Annotated in this window: 16 protein-coding genes; 10 read left to right on the forward strand and 6 right to left on the reverse strand. The window is 71.0% G+C overall.

All coding sequences use genetic code 11. The features are described 5' to 3' along the window. The first annotated feature begins 218 nt into the window (after positions 1-218). Together OG595_RS02510 and OG595_RS02515 are read left to right on the forward strand one after the other, a co-directional pair. The gene (locus tag OG595_RS02510) at positions 219-1,115 is read left to right on the forward strand and encodes a SigB/SigF/SigG family RNA polymerase sigma factor (RefSeq protein WP_329267278.1); all 897 of its coding nucleotides are present in this window, start codon (positions 219-221) and stop codon (positions 1,113-1,115) included. A 138-nt stretch (positions 1,116-1,253) separates the two neighbouring features. Beyond that, entirely contained in the window at positions 1,254-2,069 is an 816-nt protein-coding gene (locus tag OG595_RS02515) for a VOC family protein (RefSeq protein ID WP_329282591.1), read from the forward strand. Positions 2,070-2,083: 14 nt separating this feature from the next. Here OG595_RS02515 and OG595_RS02520 read toward each other — a convergent pair whose 3' ends face one another. Next, entirely contained in the window at positions 2,084-2,572 is a 489-nt protein-coding gene (locus tag OG595_RS02520) for a pep a2 (RefSeq protein ID WP_329267280.1), read from the reverse strand. Between the two features lie 252 nt (positions 2,573-2,824). Between OG595_RS02520 and OG595_RS02525 the strand changes: the two genes are divergently transcribed. The 4 genes from OG595_RS02525 to OG595_RS02540 all read left to right on the forward strand — a co-directional run bounded on the left by OG595_RS02525 (position 2,825) and on the right by OG595_RS02540 (position 7,198). Beyond that, the gene (locus OG595_RS02525; protein ID WP_329267282.1) at positions 2,825-3,121 is read left to right on the forward strand and encodes a DUF5133 domain-containing protein; all 297 of its coding nucleotides are present in this window, start codon (positions 2,825-2,827) and stop codon (positions 3,119-3,121) included. A gap of 319 nt (positions 3,122-3,440) precedes the next feature. Continuing rightward, positions 3,441-5,351 carry an AMP-dependent synthetase/ligase gene (locus OG595_RS02530; protein WP_329267284.1) on the forward strand — a complete coding sequence of 637 codons (1,911 nt, stop codon included), beginning with the start codon at positions 3,441-3,443 and terminating at the stop codon, positions 5,349-5,351. 100 nt (positions 5,352-5,451) lie between these two features. Further along, a complete protein-coding gene (locus OG595_RS02535) occupies positions 5,452-6,345 on the forward strand; it encodes a Gfo/Idh/MocA family protein (RefSeq protein ID WP_329267286.1) in 894 nt (297 codons plus the stop codon). Positions 6,346-6,739: 394 nt separating this feature from the next. Further along, positions 6,740-7,198 carry a Crp/Fnr family transcriptional regulator gene (locus OG595_RS02540; protein WP_329267288.1) on the forward strand — a complete coding sequence of 153 codons (459 nt, stop codon included), beginning with the start codon at positions 6,740-6,742 and terminating at the stop codon, positions 7,196-7,198. 12 nt (positions 7,199-7,210) lie between these two features. Here OG595_RS02540 and OG595_RS02545 read toward each other — a convergent pair whose 3' ends face one another. Continuing rightward, a complete protein-coding gene (locus OG595_RS02545) occupies positions 7,211-8,515 on the reverse strand; it encodes an MFS transporter (protein ID WP_329267290.1) in 1,305 nt (434 codons plus the stop codon). Between the two features lie 33 nt (positions 8,516-8,548). Next, positions 8,549-9,280 carry a TetR/AcrR family transcriptional regulator gene (locus OG595_RS02550; RefSeq protein ID WP_329267292.1) on the reverse strand — a complete coding sequence of 244 codons (732 nt, stop codon included), beginning with the start codon at positions 9,278-9,280 and terminating at the stop codon, positions 8,549-8,551. Between the two features lie 106 nt (positions 9,281-9,386). Between OG595_RS02550 and OG595_RS02555 the strand changes: the two genes are divergently transcribed. Next, a complete protein-coding gene (locus tag OG595_RS02555; RefSeq protein WP_329267294.1) occupies positions 9,387-10,604 on the forward strand; it encodes a saccharopine dehydrogenase family protein in 1,218 nt (405 codons plus the stop codon). Positions 10,605-10,660: 56 nt separating this feature from the next. Here the strand turns inward: OG595_RS02555 and OG595_RS02560 are convergent, their stop codons facing one another. Further along, on the reverse strand, positions 10,661-12,085 hold the full coding sequence (locus OG595_RS02560; protein WP_329267296.1) for a M1 family metallopeptidase: 1,425 nt from the start codon (positions 12,083-12,085) through the stop codon (positions 10,661-10,663). Between the two features lie 161 nt (positions 12,086-12,246). Between OG595_RS02560 and OG595_RS02565 the strand changes: the two genes are divergently transcribed. After that, positions 12,247-12,618, forward strand: coding sequence for a DUF488 domain-containing protein (locus tag OG595_RS02565; protein WP_329267299.1), 372 nt, complete (start codon positions 12,247-12,249; stop codon positions 12,616-12,618). Here the strand turns inward: OG595_RS02565 and OG595_RS02570 are convergent. Beyond that, positions 12,615-14,288: an FAD-binding dehydrogenase gene (locus OG595_RS02570; protein ID WP_329267301.1), complete on the reverse strand. Its 1,674-nt coding sequence runs from the start codon at positions 14,286-14,288 to the stop codon at positions 12,615-12,617. The genes OG595_RS02565 and OG595_RS02570 overlap by 4 nt on opposite strands. Positions 14,289-14,305: 17 nt before the next feature. Further along, positions 14,306-14,947, reverse strand: coding sequence for a TetR/AcrR family transcriptional regulator (locus OG595_RS02575; protein ID WP_329267303.1), 642 nt, complete (start codon positions 14,945-14,947; stop codon positions 14,306-14,308). A gap of 126 nt (positions 14,948-15,073) precedes the next feature. Here OG595_RS02575 and OG595_RS02580 point away from each other — a divergent pair, with 126 nt between their 5' ends. Together OG595_RS02580 and OG595_RS02585 are read left to right on the forward strand one after the other, a co-directional pair. Then, positions 15,074-15,700: an alpha-ketoglutarate-dependent dioxygenase AlkB gene (locus OG595_RS02580; RefSeq protein ID WP_329267305.1), complete on the forward strand. Its 627-nt coding sequence runs from the start codon at positions 15,074-15,076 to the stop codon at positions 15,698-15,700. A 91-nt stretch (positions 15,701-15,791) separates the two neighbouring features. After that, the gene (locus OG595_RS02585; protein ID WP_329267306.1) at positions 15,792-16,532 is read left to right on the forward strand and encodes an MBL fold metallo-hydrolase; all 741 of its coding nucleotides are present in this window, start codon (positions 15,792-15,794) and stop codon (positions 16,530-16,532) included. Positions 16,533-16,544 lie beyond the last annotated feature (12 nt).

Here is a 16,544-nt window from a genome sequence, read left to right on the forward strand (position 1 = left end):
GGTGAATTCGCATGGAAAGCAGCCGAGAGCAGCGAGTCACTTTTTATGTCGATTTGTTTTCATGTCGACCGGAACGGGAACTCGTCAGACAGTGCTTCGGACTGGAGGCACGCCCGTGGGAACCGGTTCGCCGGATCTCGGCCGACCTCCGTCCGGTCCGTGAGCGCACCCTCCCCCGGTGTCTGTCCAACAGCACCAGTGCGAAGAAGGTGCGCGCGATGCTTGTCGCCACCAGATCGAAGCAACATCCGCATGACGACGCCCCCGACACGGCCGCCGACTTCGAGCGGCTCGCCCGGCTGCCCGAGGGTCCCGAACGCCAAGCCCTCCGGGACGACCTCGTACGGGCCTGGTTGCCCATGTCGGAGCGGATCGCGGTCCGCTTCCGGGGGCGCGGAGAGTCCCTGGAGGATCTCTACCAGGTCGCGGCCGTCGGACTCGTCAAGGCGGTCGACCACTACGACCCCGAGCGCGGCACCGCCTTCGAGGCCTACGCCGTACCCACTGTCACCGGCGAGATCAAGCGCCACTTCCGCGACCACCTGTGGGCGCTGCATGTGCCGCGGAGGGTCCAGGACCTGCGCAATCGGGTGCGCACCGCCTCCAGGGAACTGTCCGCCACCATCTCGGGGCGGCCACCGACCGTCGCCGAGATCGCCGCTCACGCACAACTGAGCGAGAGCGAGGTGCGTACCGGCATGGAGGCCCTGGAGTGCTTCTCCGTGCTCTCGTTGGAGGCGGAGCTGCCGCGCACCGACGGGTACGCGCTCACCGACACCGTCGGCAGGACCGACCCCGGTTTCGACCTGATCGTCGACCGAACGGCCGTGGGTCCGTGTCTTCGGGCTCTGCCCGAACGTGAGCGGACCATCCTCTATCTGCGGTTCTTCGGCGGGATGACACAGAGCCGGATCGCGTCGCAGCTGAGCATCTCACAGATGCACGTCTCCCGGTTGCTCAGCACCTGCTGCGCACGCATACGCGAGGAACTGAACGAGGATCAGAACGAGGAACAGCACACAAAGCAGGGCAAGGAATCGTCCGCCGGTCCGCCCGTCGAACACGCCGGGGGGAGGCGGACACGGCACGGGGACATCCTCGCCGGTGCCCGCTGAGGGCCCGCCCTCCCGGGACCGGCTCCGCAGGTGCCGAAAGACCCGATCGGGGTAGTCGACAGGCACCGGGACGGGGTTCGGTCGGAGACTGGTGCCCGACCGGTGCCTGCCGGTCGACGAAGTCAGGACATGAGTGCCATGAACCACCCGACACATCCCCGCGGCGCGACGGACGTCGTCTCCTCGACCCGTTCCGTGTTCGGCGCACCCTGCTGGGTGAGTCTGACCAGCCGCGACACCCGGGCCACCGAGGCGTTCTACAGCGCCGTACTGGGCTGGAGGTGGCGTTCGGCCCGCCTGGGCGACCGCTTCCGGGTCGCACTGGCGGACGGCACGCCGGTCGCGGGGATCGCCGCGGTGGCCTCCGTCTGGCAGATGGTGGTCGCCTGGACCCCGTACTTCGCCGTACCGAGCGCGGACGACGCGGTGGCGCGGGTCCGCGAGCGCGGAGGTACGGCGGCGGTCGGGCCGCTCTCCTTCCCGCCCGGCCGGGCAGCCCTGCTGGCCGACCGCGACGGGGCGATCTTCGGGATCTGGGAGGGTGAGCTGCTCGCCGGCTGGGAGGCCTGGCGTCGGGCGGCCCCGACATTCGTGCGGCTGCACACCCGCGACGCGTTCGACGCGGCCATCTTCTACGGCGAGATCCTGGAGTGGGCGTCGGACCGGCCGGGCAGCTGCCAGGTCCACTACGAGGGCGACGAGGTCGTGCTGCGCAGCCGGGGGGACGTGGTGGCCCGCATCGTCTCGGGCGCGCTGGAGGCGGCGCCCGACCCCACCGTCCGGCCGCACTGGCAGGTCCACTTCGCGGTCGAGGACGTGGCGGCCTGCGTCGGGGCCGCGCAGGACAACGGCGGCAGCGTCCTGCGGTACGACTCCGGTTCCGTGCCGTACGAGGCGGTGCTGCGCGATCCGGACGGGGCGCAGTTCACGGTGACGGCGCGCCTCCCCCGCTGAGCCCGCGGGCCGCCCTACGCGTTCACGAGAGCACCCGGTGCCCTGTCTGCCGAGCCCGCTCGGGGTACCTGGCGCACCTCCCGCAGGGTCGGTGCGGGCGGGACCGGGAGCCGGGGAACGCCTTCGCAGGCCAGGGCACGGCGTGAGAACCAGACGACCTTGGCACCGGTACCGGTGGCACAGCAGCCCCAGCCGTCGCTCACCGCGGCGATCCACGCCAGGCAGTCGCCGAGTTCCTGTTCCAGGCGCAGGTCGCGGTCGTTCCCGGCGATGGCGGTGATGAGGTGCTGGCCGTTCCACCACATCTCGATCACCGCCTGCTTGTCGGTCGCGTGCTCGTCGATGGCGCGCAACAGCGATTCCGTGCCGTGGCAGACGGACCCGGCAAGGTGCTCCAGGCCCCAGAGCCGGAGGTGGGCGGCCAGGATGCGGCCCACCTGCCCGACCCGTTCGGGACAGACCTCCACGTCGAGGTGGTAGTAGCAGGACTCTGCGGTCTTCATCTTCGTTGGCTCCTCACGGCGGGCCCACGTTCCTCCACGCTCTGCGGGGCCGGGCCCCGAACGCGAAGCGTGAGCACTGTTCGCTTCTGAGTCAGCTCCAGAGTGGAAGCGCTAGTCCATTCGTGCAACACGAGCACCACCAGCGGTGATTGAAGATCCAACAAGACGATGGGTCGTCGCCCATGCACCATGAGTGAAGGTCTCGCCGTAGGAACGCAGAAGCAGTGAGTCACGAGGAAGGGGACCAGCACCATGCTGTTGCCCGCCAAAGCCGAGGTCGCCCGACAGCTGGACAGGTACCGGGCGTGGGAGCGCGTCATGCTCGCGGCCCCGTCCGACCGTTCGGCGCGGGACAGTTTCGAGGACTCGGGCTACACCCTGTGCGTGCTGATGGGGAAACGGTGCGCCCGGGAGGCCGTGCACGCCGCCGAGCGCTATCTCCGCACGAGCCTGGTCGCCTACCTGCGGGAGCAGGCCGGATGGGCCCACGGCGACCGTTTCACCGGGCACACCGCCCCTGCGGTCCAGCGCTCCACTGCGGGGGGATAGCGCCACCCCTCCCGGACACCTTCGAGGACGCTCCCGCCAAGGACCGGGACCCCGAGTGGTTCGAACGCGCCGTCTTCCACTGGTTCCGACTGCCCCCGGTCATCCCGAGCACTGCCAGAAGACCGTGAGTGCGTGCCCGTGAACGGACCTGGGCCTCGGGCAAGCGGGGTGATTCGCGGAAAACGACTTCCGAAACCTCCACGCGGAAAACGACTTCACAGTTCCCGGCAACAAAGCCCGTCACCTGAGCTAGATTCGTTCACCGTCGATAACTCCACTGGTCGGCGCGGTCACAATCAGTACGATCCAGGAGCAGCGCATGCGCGACTTCGCCCTCGCTCCCCCCACCACCACCGCACCGCTGACGGGCGGCCTCGCCGACAGCGTCTTCGACACGGCGCTCCGCGAACCGAACCTGCCGCAGCTCTCGCGCCGCCACGACCCGGCCGAACAGGTCTGGACCCAGGTGACGGCCGCCGAACTGCGGGACGAGGTCGTCGACCTGGCCAAGGGATTCATCGCCTCCGGCATCTCACCGGGCCACCGCGTGGCCATCATGGCCCGCACCCGCTACGAGTGGACGGTGCTCTGCTACGCGCTCTGGGCGGTGGGCGCCGAGGTCGTGCCGATCTATCCGACCTCTTCGCGCGACCAGGTCGCCTGGATCCTCGCGGACTCGCAGTGCAGTGCCATCGTCGTCGAGGACGAACAGGGCCTCATGACCGTCGGCTCGGTGTGCACCTCGCTGCCCCTGCTGCGCAACGTGTGGCAGCTCGACGACGGGGCCCTGTCCCAACTCGTCGAACTGGGACGGCCGGTGCCGACGACCACGGTCGACTCGATGCGCCGGATCGTGCTCCCCGACTCGGCCGCGGTGGTCGCCTACACGTCCGGCACCACCGGGCATCCCCGCGGCTGCGCCCTGAGCCACCGCAGCCTGGCCAGCCCCTGCGACACCCTCCTCGCGGGCTGGAGACACACGGCGGCGCCGCCCGGCGTACAGCCCACGGTCCTCGCCTTCCTGCCCTTCTCGCACGTGTACGGCCTGATGATCCAGGGCCTGTGCCTGCGCGGCGGCCTGCTGATGGGCCATGAACCCGACCTGAGCGGGGAGGCGCTGTCGGCGGCGCTGCTCTCCTTCCGGCCGACGTATCTGTACGCGGTGCCGTCCGTGTTCGAGAAGATCTACAAGAACTTCCTGCGCGCCGCCCAGAAGGCGGGCCGGGGCGCCCTGTTCGAGCGGGCCGTCGGTACCGCACGGGACTTCGCGACTGCCGTCGAGCGGCAGCGACTGGGCACGGGCTCCGGCCCCGGTTTCGACCTGCGGCTCCAACACGCCCTCTACGAACGGACGGTGTACCGCAAACTCCGTGCCGCCCTCGGCGGACGGGTGTGCGGCGCGGTGTCCGGCGGCTCGCCCCTCAACCGCGAACTCGCCCTGTTCTACTCGGGTATCGGCATCCTCGTCCACGACGGCTACGGCCTCACCGAGACCAGCGGCGGCGTCACCGCGCAGCCCGTGGGCCGGGAGAAGTTCGGGACGGTCGGGCAGCCCCTGCCCGGCACCGAGATCCGGGTCGCCGCGGACGGGGAGATCCTGGTGTACGGCGCCTCCGTCTTCCAGGGGTACGTCAACGACGACGCCGGAACCCGGGAGGCGCTGCGGGGCGGCTGGCTGGCGACCGGGGACATCGGGCGGCTGGACACGGAGGGGTATCTGACGATCACCGGGCGCAAGAAGGACATCATCATCACCAGCAGCGGCAAGAGCGTCGCTCCGGCCGCCCTGGAGCAGCGGCTGCGGATGCATCCGCTGGTGCACCAGGCGGTGATCGTGGGCGACAACCGGCCGTGCGTGGGCGCCCTGATCACCCTCGACCCGGACTTTCTCGCCCACTGGCGCGCGTCGCTGGCCCTTCAGGAGGACACGCCGCACCGCCAGGCCCGCGAGGAGAACGCCCTGCGGGAGGAGATCGGCCGGGCCGTCGCCGCCGCCAACAGCACGGTGTCGCGGTCCGAGTCGATCCGGGTGTTCCGGGTCCTCGCGGAGCCCTTCGCCCTCAGCAACGGCCTGCTGACCCCCTCGATGAAACTGCGCCGGGACGACATCGTGCGGCACTACGCCTTCGAGATCGACGCGATGTACCAGGCCAGGACGCGCTCTCCCCGGCCGAACGCGGCGGCGGAGGAACTCGCGCACTGGGACGACTCGGACAACGTGTTCCGCTGAGCACAGGGCGCGTACGCGGCGTTGACCCTGGTTGACGGTACGGCGGACGGAACCGCAGAGTGATCTCCGTATCGGCCTCCCGTACGGATTGGACCCTGCCGTGACCAGTACCGCCGCACCGTGGTCGCACCCGCCCGTCAAGGTCGGGCTCGTCGGGGCCGGCCCCTGGGCGCGGGGGGTGCACGCGCGCGTGCTGGCCGCCGGGCCCGAGACCGAGCTCGCCGGGGTCTGGGCGCGCCGCCCCGAGGCGGCCCAGGAGACGGCGGCGCCGTACGGGGCCCCGGTCGCCGCCCGGTTCGAGGAACTGCTCGACTCCTGCGAGGCGGTGGCGTTCGCCGTACCGCCCGCCGTTCAGGCCGAGCTCGCCGTGCGTGCCGCGAAGGCGGGCAAGGCCGTGCTGCTGGAGAAGCCGATCGCCGAGGATCTCGGGGCGGCCCGGCAGCTGGTGGACGCGATCGGCGAGGCCGGGGTCGTCTCTCAGGTCACCCTGACGAACCGCTACCACCCCGAGACGCGCCGGTTCCTGGAGGCGGCCCTCGGTGCGGACGTGCTCGGCGCGCGGGCGTGCTTCCTCAGCGACGCCTTCCTGAGCGGTGCGTTCGCGACCCCCTGGCGGCTCGAACACGGCGCGCTACTCGATCTGGGGCCGCATGTCCTGGACCTGCTCGACGCGTCCGTGGGGCGGATCGCACGAGTACGCGGGACCGGGGATCCGCGCCGCTGGATCGAGCTCACCTGTGAGCACGAGAACGGCGCGGTGAGCCAGGCTTCCCTGTCCGGTTCGGTCAACGTGGCGCAGGGTGTCGCCCGCGTCGAACTCTACGGTTCCGGACCGGAGTTGATCTTCGACAGTTCCGAACTCGACCACGAGGAGAGTTGGCCCGTGCTGCGCCGCGAGTTCGCGACCGCGGTACGCGCCGGTGTCTCCGGCGAGCTCGACGCCCGTCGTGGCCTTCGGTTGCAGACGCTGATCGCCCAGGCGTCCGAGGGCTGAGCCCCCGAAGCCGGGCGTGACGTGGATCACGCCCGGCGCGGGAGTGGATGCGGAACAACGCGGAGGGGTCGGCCGTTCTTGTCTACGTGGCTGCGGAGGGGACAGTGTCCCCGGGCCTCACCTATAGCCCATGGGGAAGATCGTTCGGCTGAAGCCCCATGGAGCCTTTCGCCGCGAGGCGACCGCCCTCCGCGTGTCACCACCTACGGCCCTGGCTGGTCTCCCCCGTCCAGCCAGGGCCTTCTTCTGTCAAAAAGCAGATTCATGCCTGCCGCCGAGGTGCCCTGCGTGTCCGCAACGGCTGAAATGGATGGAGGGGAAGCCGCCGGAGCCGGACAGTGCGCCGCCGCGCCGGACGTCTCCCCCTCCGGATCGCCGGCGAGGAGCCCTGCTCATGACCAAAGCGACAAAGCTGCTGACCGCCCTGCCCCCGCCCCGCCGTGAGCGCCTGCTCTCGCTCGCAACGGAGGTGTCCTTCCCCGAGGACTTCAGGATCTTCGAGGCGGGCGACACCGCCGACCGCTTCTGGGTCGTCCGCTCAGGTGCGGTCTCCCTGGTCCAGCAGGTGACGCCGGTGCAGCGGGTGACGGTGGCCAGTCTGGGCGCGGGCGACCTGCTCGGCTGGTCCTGGCTCTTCCCGCCCCACCGGTGGGACTTCGGCGCCGAGGCCTTCAGCCCCGTACGCGCCTACGAGTTCGACGCGGCGTCGGTACTCGAACTCTGCGAGGAGGACCCGGCCCTCGGGCTGCAACTGGTGCGGATCATCGCCGAGATCCTCGCCCATCGGCTGGAGCTGACCCGGGGCAGGCTGATGGAGCACTTCTCCGTGCACAAGCGGGCGCCCGGCCGGTGAAGGCCGGTCCGGTCACCGGACGACGTAGCGGCGCAGCGCAGGCATCGCGGCCGTCAGGGCCAGGGTGACGGCGACGACCAGGAGTCCGCCGCCGGCGACGGCAGCGCGGGGGCCCAGGACGGACGCCGTCGTGCCGTGCAGCAGGTCGGCCAGGCGGGGACCGCCCACCACGACCACGGTGAAGACGCCCTGCATCCGGCCGCGCATCTCGTCGGTCGCCGCCGACAGCAGGATCGCCACCCGGAAGACGCTGGAGACCATGTCGGCCACCCCGGCGGCGACCAGGAACGCCACCGCCACCCACAGGCTGGTGCTCAGCCCGAAGCCCGTGATCGCCAGCCCCCAGGCCACGACCGCGCCGATCACCATCCAGCCGTGCCGGCGCGCCCGCGAGAACGTCCCGGAGAACAGGCCGCCGACGACCGCGCCCACGGGGATCGCCGCGAACATCAGGCCGAGGGCGAGTCCCTCCCCGTAAGGGGCGTACGTCTGGGCGGCCAGTTGCGGGAACAGGGCGCGGGGCATGCCGAAGACCATGGCGACGATGTCCGCGAGGAAGGAGAGCAGGAGCACCTTGTGCAGGGCGATGTAGCGGAACCCGGCCACGATCTCGCGTGCGCCCGCCTTCCGGGAGGCCGTCGGCCCCGGCGGGAGCGCGGGCAGCCGTACGACGGACCACAGGGTGACGCACAGGGCGAGCGCGTCGATCAGATACAGCTCGGCGAGGCCGACGACGGGTATGAGGGTGCCGGCGAGCAGGGGTCCCGCGACCAGACCGGTCTGCATGACGGTCGTGCCGAGGGCGTTGGCGGCGGCGAGTTCCTCCTCGGGGACCAGCTGGGCGACGACGGCGCTGCGGGCCGGTGAGTTCAGGCCGAAGAACGCCTGCTGGAGGGCGAGCAGGACCATCAGGGTCGCCACCGAGCCGAGGCCGACGAGGGCCTGGATCCAGAACAGCAGCGAGGTGACGGCGATGCCGGTGTTGGTGATGAGCAGGAGTTTGCGGCGGTCCATGCTGTCGGCGATCGCGCCGCCCCACAGGGCGAACACGACGAGGGGCAGGAGTCCGGCCAGGCTCGCGTAGCCGACCCAGGCGGAGGAGCCGGTGATGTCGTAGATCTGCTTGGGCACGGCGACGGCGGTGAGCTGGCTACCGACGGCGGTGACGGCGGTCGAGGACCACAGGCGGCGGTAGGCGGGGCGGCGCAGGGGACGGGTGTCCATGGTCCAGCGGCGCCCGCGCGGGCGGGGCTCGTCGGCGGGCGCGGTCGGCCGGGGCTCCGAGTCGTTGCCGGTACTGCTGTTGCTGGGGTCCACGGGTGTCCTGGTTGTCGGCTACATCCGATCGGCTCAGCTTTCCTTATCACAAGTACTGGCGGGGCCTTCCGCGGCGAGCGTCCCGGCGGCGCTCTCCAGCAGCATGTCGAGGGCCGTCGGATAGGCACTGGCGACCATGCGGGCGGCGAGCAGCGGGGCCGCTTCGGCGATCCGGGGGTGGGTGCTGCGCGGCAGGCGGGCGTAGGTCGAGCGCCACATGTCCTCGTCGGCGGTGAGGCTGGCGCGCGGCAGGGCCAGCGAAGCGGCGTCGAGGGCGGCGAAGGCCAGCGTCTGGTCGATGAAGGCGTGGTAGATCCGTACCGTCTGCGGCAGCGGGAAGCCGGCCGTGCGCAGGACGTCGAGGATCGCCTCGTCGGCGGCCAGCTCGTTGGCGCGGCCCGTGACACGGCTGGCGGTCAGGACGGCGGCCTGCGGGTGGGTGACGTACACGGTGTGGATGCGCAGCCCGACGGCGCGCAGGTCCGCCTGCCACTCCCCCGTCGGCCGCCAGCCGTGCAGCGCCTGGCCGATGAGCGCGTCGCCGATGGCGAGGGTCAGGTCGTCCATGCCGCGGAAGTAGCGGTAGAGGGTGCTGGGGTCGGCGTCCAGGGCCAGGCCCAGGCGGCGGGCGGTGAGACCGGTGCTGCCGTGTTCGCGGAGCATGCGCAGGGCGGTGTCGACGATCAGCTGCTCGGACAGCACGGTGCCGCTCCTGGTGGGACGGCGGCGCCGCCGTTTCTCCTCCGGCACGACCTGCTTCGGCACGGCCACCCCTTCCACTCTTATGCCAACGCCATTGACCTTAGCCGACGGCAAGGCGTTGGATCGGCGGACAACGGCATCGGAACCTTCGCAAAAAGGGAGTTTTGCCATGCGTGTGCTGCTCGTGGGCGCCGGCGGTGTGGGGACCGCGATCACCCGGATCGCCGCCCGGCGCTCCTTCTTCGACCTGATGGTCGTGTCCGACTACGACCCGGCGCGGGCCGAGGCCGCTGTCGCCGCGCTCGGCGGCGGGGAGCGGTTCGTGGCGGAGCGGGTCGACGCCTCAGACGAGACGGCGGTGGCGGAGCTGCTGGCCAGGCACGGATGCGATGTGCTGCTCAACGCGACCGACCCGCGCTTCGTGATGCCGCTGTTCCGCGCCGCCCGCGCGGCCGGGGTCACCTACCTCGACATGGCGATGTCCCTGTCGCGCCCGCACGCCGAGCGGCCGTACGCGGAGTGCGGGGTCAAGCTCGGCGACGAACAGTTCGCGGCGGCGGACGAGTGGGCGCAGGCGGGTGCGCTGGCCCTGGTCGGCATGGGGGTGGAGCCGGGCATGTCCGATGTGTTCGCCCGGTACGCGGCCGACGAACTCTTCGACGAGATCGAGGAGATCGGCATCCGCGACGGCGCGAACCTCACCGTCGACGGCTACGACTTCGCGCCGTCCTTCAGTATCTGGACGACGATCGAGGAGTGCCTCAACCCGCCGGTCGTCTACGAGTCCGGCCGGGGCTGGTTCACCACGGAGCCCTTCAGCGAGCCGGAGGTGTTCGACTTCCCCGAGGGCATCGGCCCGGTGGAGTGTGTGAACGTCGAGCACGAGGAGGTGCTGCTCGTGCCGCGCTGGATCGACGCGCGCCGCGTCACCTTCAAGTACGGCCTGGGCGAGGAGTTCATCCAGACCCTCAGGACGCTGCACCTGCTGGGCCTGGACCGCACCGACCCGGTGACCGTCCCGGGCTCCACCGGCCCGGTCGCCGTGTCGCCCCGGGACGTCGTCGCCGCTTGTCTGCCCGACCCGGCGACGCTGGGCGAGCGCATGCACGGCAAGACGTGCGCGGGCACGTGGGTCAGGGGTACGAAGGACGGGGCGCCGCGCGAGGTGTACCTGTACCACGTGATCGACAACCAGTGGTCCATGGCGGAGTACGGCTCCCAGGCGGTGGTGTGGCAGACGGCCGTCAATCCGGTCGTCGCCCTGGAACTCGTCGCCACCGGCGCCTGGTCCGGCTCGGGTGTCCTCGGCCCGGAGGCGTTCCCGGCCCGCCCCTTCCTGGAGTTGCTGACCGCGTACGGCTCGCCGTGGGGCATGCGCGAGCAGTGAGGTGCCCGCCCCGGGCCGCAGCCCGGGGAGTCGGGCGGTTCAGCGGTTCAGCGGCTCTACGGAGCGGAGGGCTTGCCCTTCGTGCCGATCCAGGTCAGGAACAGCTGGTCCAGGTCCTTGCCGGAGACCCGCTCGGCGAGGGCGGTGAACTGGGCGGTCGTACCGTGCCCGTCCCGGTGGTCGGTGGCCCAGGTGCGCAGGATCTTGAAGAAGGCGGGGTCGCCGACCGCCTTGCGGAGCTTGTGCAGGGCCATGGCACCGCGGTCGTAGACGGGCCTGCCGAAGATGTTCGCGCCGCTGCCCGGGTCGGCGGGCGGGAACGACCACAGGTCGTCGTTCGCGGCCGTGGCGTACAGGTCGTCGAAGGTCTTCTGGGCGCTCGGGCCGCCGTGCTGTTCCGCGTACAGCCACTCGGTGTAGGTCGCGAAGCCCTCGTTGAGCCAGATGTCCTTCCAGGTGGTGAGGGCGACGGAGTCGCCGAACCACTGGTGGGCGCTCTCGTGGACCAGGGTGCTCAGATCGGGGGCCTGGTCGTACACGGGACGGGTCTGTGTCTCCAGCGCGAAGCCGACCTGCGGGGCACGGTCGACGATGGCTCCGGCGGCCTTGTACGGGTAGGGGCCGAAGAGCTTGGCCTCCCAGTCCAGGACGGACGGGAGCTTCTTCAGCACGGGCGCCGCGTCGGCGGCCTCGCGCGGATCGACGGCGTTGTAGACCTTGATGCCGCCGCGGGTGGTGTACTGCTCGACCTTGAACCTCCCGACCGTGGCCGTGGCCAGGTAGGCGGCCATCGGCTCGGACTGGCGCCAGCGGAAGGTGGACTTGCCGCCCGCGGTCCTCTGGCTCAGGAGGACGCCGTTGGCGACGGCGGTGCGCCCCTGCGGGACCGTGATCGTGAAGTCGTACGAGGCCTTGTCCTTGGGATGGTTGTTGCCGGGGAACCAGCTCATGGAGCCCTGCGGCTCACCGGCGACGAACACGCCGTCGTCGGTGGCGATCCAGCCGTCCTTCGAGCCGTCCGGGTCCGTGACCGCCTTGGGGACACCGCTGTAGGTGACGGCGACCTGGAAGGTCTGGTTCTTGTTCAGGGCGTGGCGCGGGCTGACGATCAGTTCCTGGCCGGAGCGCCGGAAACCCGCCTTCACGCGGTCGACGGTGAGGGCGGTGACCTTCAGGCCGCTGAGGTCGAGGTTGAAGCGGGTCAGCTTCTGGGTGGCGCGGACGGTGAGTACGGCCTTGCCGTCGAGGCGGCGGCTCACGGGGTCGTAGCGGAGGTTCAGGTCGTAGTGGGCGACGTGGTAGCCGCCGTTTCCGGACAGCGGGAAGTACGGGTCTCCGACACCAGAGGTGCCTGTCGTCGCGGCTCCCGCGGGTGCGGCGGCGGCCAGCAGGGCCGCGAGGGCGACGGGCACGGTCGCGACGACGGCGTCACGACGGAGGACTGCGGTGCGGGTGCCTGCGTACTTCCTGGGGGGTCTCACGCGAACTCCTACGATATGAGGTGTGATCATCTTCAGGGTTTTCACCCTAAAGGCGCCACCGCGCGAATTCCTCCTTCTTCTGGTCAAGTTGCGAGCCCCGACGGGCGAACGCATCATTCTTTCGGTCACCGCACCCGCACCCCACTCAGCCGGAGGCCACCGTGACCGTCCGTGTCCGTCGCGTCTACGAACCTCCCGAGCCGGACGACGGTGTACGCGTCCTGGTCGACCGGCTGTGGCCGCGCGGCCTGTCCAAGGACGCGGCGCAGGTCCACGAGTGGCCGAAAGCCCTCACCCCGTCGACCGAGCTGCGCCGCTGGTACCACTCCCAGGAGGACCCGGCCGACACCTACGAGGAGTTCCGGCGGCGGTACGAGGCGGAGCTGGCCGCGCCCGAGGCGGCCGAACCCCTGCACGCGCTGCGTGAGCTGGCCGCCAAGGGCCCGACGACGCTCGTCACCGCCGCCAGGGCCCCTGAGCAGAGCCATGCCTCCGTGCTGGCCGGACTGCTGACGTCCGGCCGGGAACCCTAGGCCGTCGCCCGTGCAGCCGCCCGGCCCGCCGCACGGCCCGAGAAGAGGCAGCCGCCGAGGAAGGTGCCCTCCAGGGCGTTGTAGCCGTGCACGCCGCCACCGCCGAAGCCGGCGACCTCACCGGCCGCGTACAGCCCCTCGACGGGCTCGCCCGTCGCACCCAGCGCGCGCGAGTCGAGGTCCGTCTGGATGCCGCCGAGGGTCTTGCGGGTGAGGGTGTGGAGCTTGACGCCGATGAGCGGGCCGGCCTCCGGGTCGAGGATGCGGTGCGGGGAGGCGGTGCGACCGAGCCGGTCGCCGATGTAGCGGCGGGAGTTGCGGATGCCCTGGACCTGCGCGTCCTTGCTGTACGGGTTGGCGATCTGGAGGTCGCGGGCCTCGATCTGGCGCCGCACCTGGGCCACGTCCAGCAGCGGCTTGTCGGTCAGCTCGTTCATCTTGCCGATGAGCTGGTCGAGGTTGTCGGCGACCACGAAGTCCGCGCCGTGCTTCACGAAGTCGGCCACCGGGCCGGGGGCGCCCTTGCCGAGGATGCGCTCCTTGAGGAACGCCTTGCGGTCCTTGGCGGTGATGTCGGGGTTCTGCTCGGAGCCCGACAGGGCGAACTCCTTCTCGATGATCCGCTGGGTGAGGATGAACCAGGAGTGGTCGTGCTCGGCGATGTCCTCGGTGGTGCGCAGGTACTTGAGGGTGCCGAGGGTGTCGTAGCCGGGCAGGCAGGGCTCGGGGAGGCGGCGGCCGAGCGCGTCGAACCACATGGAGGACGGGCCGGGCAGGATGCGGATGCCGTGGCCGGGCCAGATCGGGCTCCAGTTCTGGATGCCCTCGGTGTAGTGCCACATGCGGTCCCGGTTGACCAGCCGGACGCCGGCCCGGGCGCTGATGTCGAGCATCCGCCCGTCGACGTAGGCGGGCACGCCGGTGACCATGCCGGCCGGTGCCGTGCCGAGCCGCTCGGGCCAGTACTGGCGCACGATGTCGTGGTTGGCGCCGATGCCGCCGGTGGTGACGATCACGGCTTGGGCGGTGAGTTCGAAGTCGCCGATCCGGTCGCGGTTGGAGGCCACTCCGCGCGGCGAGGTGTCCTCGGCGAGGACCGTGCCGCGTACGCCGCGCACGGCGCCCTCCGTGACGACGAGCTCGTCGACCTGGTGACGGTGGTAGAAGGTCAGCAGCCCGGCCCGGGACGCCTCCTTGGCGCTGAGCACGAAGGGTTCGACGACTCCGGTGCCGGTGCCCCAGGAGACGTGGAAGCGGGGTACGGAGTTGCCGTGTCCGTGGGCGCGCAGGTCGCCGCGTTCCGCCCAGCCGACCGTCGGCAGGAACGAGATGCCGTGCCCGGCGAGCCAGGAGCGCTTCTCCCCCGCCGCGAACTCGACGTAGGCGCGCGCCCACTTCACCGCCCAGGAGTCCTCGTCGTCGACGCGGTCGAACTGGGCGCTGCCCTGCCAGTCGCTCCAGGCGAGGTCGAAGGAGTCCTTGATGCCGACCCGCCGCTGCTCCGGGGAGTCGACGAGGAACAGCCCGCCGAACGACCAGAAGGCCTGCCCGCCGAGGTTGGCGGCGTTCTCCTGGTCGACCAGCGCGACCCGTCGGCCCTTGCTGGTCAGCTCGTGTGCCGCGACCAGTCCGGCGAGGCCGGCTCCGACGACGATGACGTCCGCATCCATGGCGACCGTTCCCTTTCTCATCCGCCGCTGCGCGCGGCCGGGTTGTCGCTGCCGTCGGTGAGCAGTGCGGTGAGCAGCTGCTTGAGCCACGCGCGTGCGTGCTCGACGTCCTTGTCCAGCAGCAGTTGGGTCGTGACCCCGTCGTACGCGGCGATCACCGCGTGGGCGGCGCCCTCGGTGTCGCCGAGTACGGCGGGCAGTTCGGTGTGTCCGGTGGCGCGGGCGAGCCGGTCCGCGACGGCCCGCCGCAGCCGCTCACGGTGTTCCAGGAGGGTCCGGGCGACGGCGGGGTCCCGGGCCGCGTGGACCAGGAAGTCGGTCTTGACGAGCAGCCAGTCCAGGTCGAGCAGCAGGACCTCGGTGACCCGGTCGACGGCCGCGGGTACGTCGAGATCGGGACCGTCCAGGGCGAGCGCGCCCGCGACCTGGTCGGCGATCAGGCCGGCCCGCTCCCCGTAGAGGGCGAAGAACAGCTCGTCCAGGCTGTCGAAGTTGGAGTAGAAGGCGCCTCTGCTGTAGCCGGCGGCCTCGCAGACCTCCTCGATCGAGACCCGCCCGAACCCCTTCGCGGCGAACACCGCGAACGCGGCCTCCAGCAGATTGGCGCGCGTCCGCACGCGCCGCTTGGTCACCCGCCCCGTCGTCCCCTCGACCGCCATGTCCGGCCCTCCGTTCGATACAGGAATGTATCCGATGCATCGATGTATCCAAAGGGCTGGAAGGGACGGGATTTCGCCACTGACCCAATAGGAACACGTATTCGAATCTGGGAGTATGCTGGTGCCATGGCCGCGCATCTCCAAGGTTCCCTCTTCGACCAGACCGACGAAATCCGGCTCGGCACCCTGGCCGGAATGCGGCGCACCCCGCTGCGCCACGGCGCCTGGATCGACGAACTGCCCGGCTGGCTCCACGGAGCGGACGCCCTGTTCGGACAGCTGGCGGCCGAGGTCCCCTGGCGGGCCGAGCGCCGGCAGATGTACGACCACGTCGTGGACGTCCCCCGGCTGCTGGCCTTCTACGGCGAGGCGGACGCGCTGCCGCACCCGGTGCTGGCCCGGGCGCGGGACACGCTCGGCGCGCACTACGCCACCGAACTCGGGGAGCCGTTCACGACAGCCGGGCTCTGCCACTACCGGGACGGGCGGGACAGCGTCGCCTGGCACGGGGACCGGATCGGGCGCGGTGCGCGCGAGGACACCATGGTCGCGATCCTCTCCGTGGGCGCACCGCGCGACCTGCTGCTGCGGCCGGTGCGCGGGGGCGGGACGGTACGGCGTCCGCTGGGACACGGGGACCTGATCGTGATGGGCGGCTCCTGCCAGCGCACCTGGGAGCACTCCGTACCCAAGAGCGCGCGGGCCGCCGGGCCCCGGATCAGCGTCCAGTTCCGGCCGCGCGGGGTGCAGTGAGCCACCGGACCGTACGCCCCGTCGCGATCCACTCCGCCGCCGTCTGATTTGCTGTGCGTCATCCGGCAGCGAACTGCAGAACGGGAAGATCATGCGGGCAGACGTCCAGCGAGTCGCCGATGGCATTTACCTCGTACACGGAAGCAACACCAACTGGGTGATCCTCACCGAGGGGGACGCCGCCACCCTGATCGACACCGGATACCCCGGCGACCGGCAGCTGGTCCTCGACTCGCTCGCGCAGGTGGGCAGTTCACCGGAGGCCGTCGCGGCGATACTCGTCACGCACGCCCACAACGACCACATCGGCTCGGCCGAGTACCTGCGCTCCGTGTACGGCACGCCGGTGCTGACGCACGAGGCCGAAGTGCCGCACGCGCGCCGGGACTTCCTGCACCAGGTGACCGTCGGGGACGTACTCAGGAACGGGTGGCGGCCGGGTGTGCTCCCCTGGGCCGTGCACGCGATCCGCTCCGGCGGCACCACCCAGGTGCCGGTCGCCGAACCACAGCCGTTCCCGGAGGTGCTCGACCTGCCGGGCGGGCCCGTCCCCGTCCACACCCCGGGGCACACCGACGGCCACTGCGCCTTCCACCTTCCGGACGCCGGGGTCGTGGTCTCCGGCGACGCCCTGGTCAGCGGACACCCGACCGCCCGGCTCAAGGGCCCGCAGCTGCTGCCCGACATGTTCCACCGTGAACGCGAGCGCGCGGTGGCCTCGCTGGACCTGCTGGAAAAGCTCCCGGCCGATGTCCTGCTGCCCGGCCACGGGCCCGTTCACCACGGCAGCGTGCGGGCGGCTGCCCGGCAGGCGCGGGAGCGGGCCCTGTGAGGCGGCGCTCTA

The sequence above is a fragment of the Streptomyces sp. NBC_01451 genome (assembly GCF_036227485.1).
Lineage (GTDB): Bacteria > Actinomycetota > Actinomycetes > Streptomycetales > Streptomycetaceae > Streptomyces.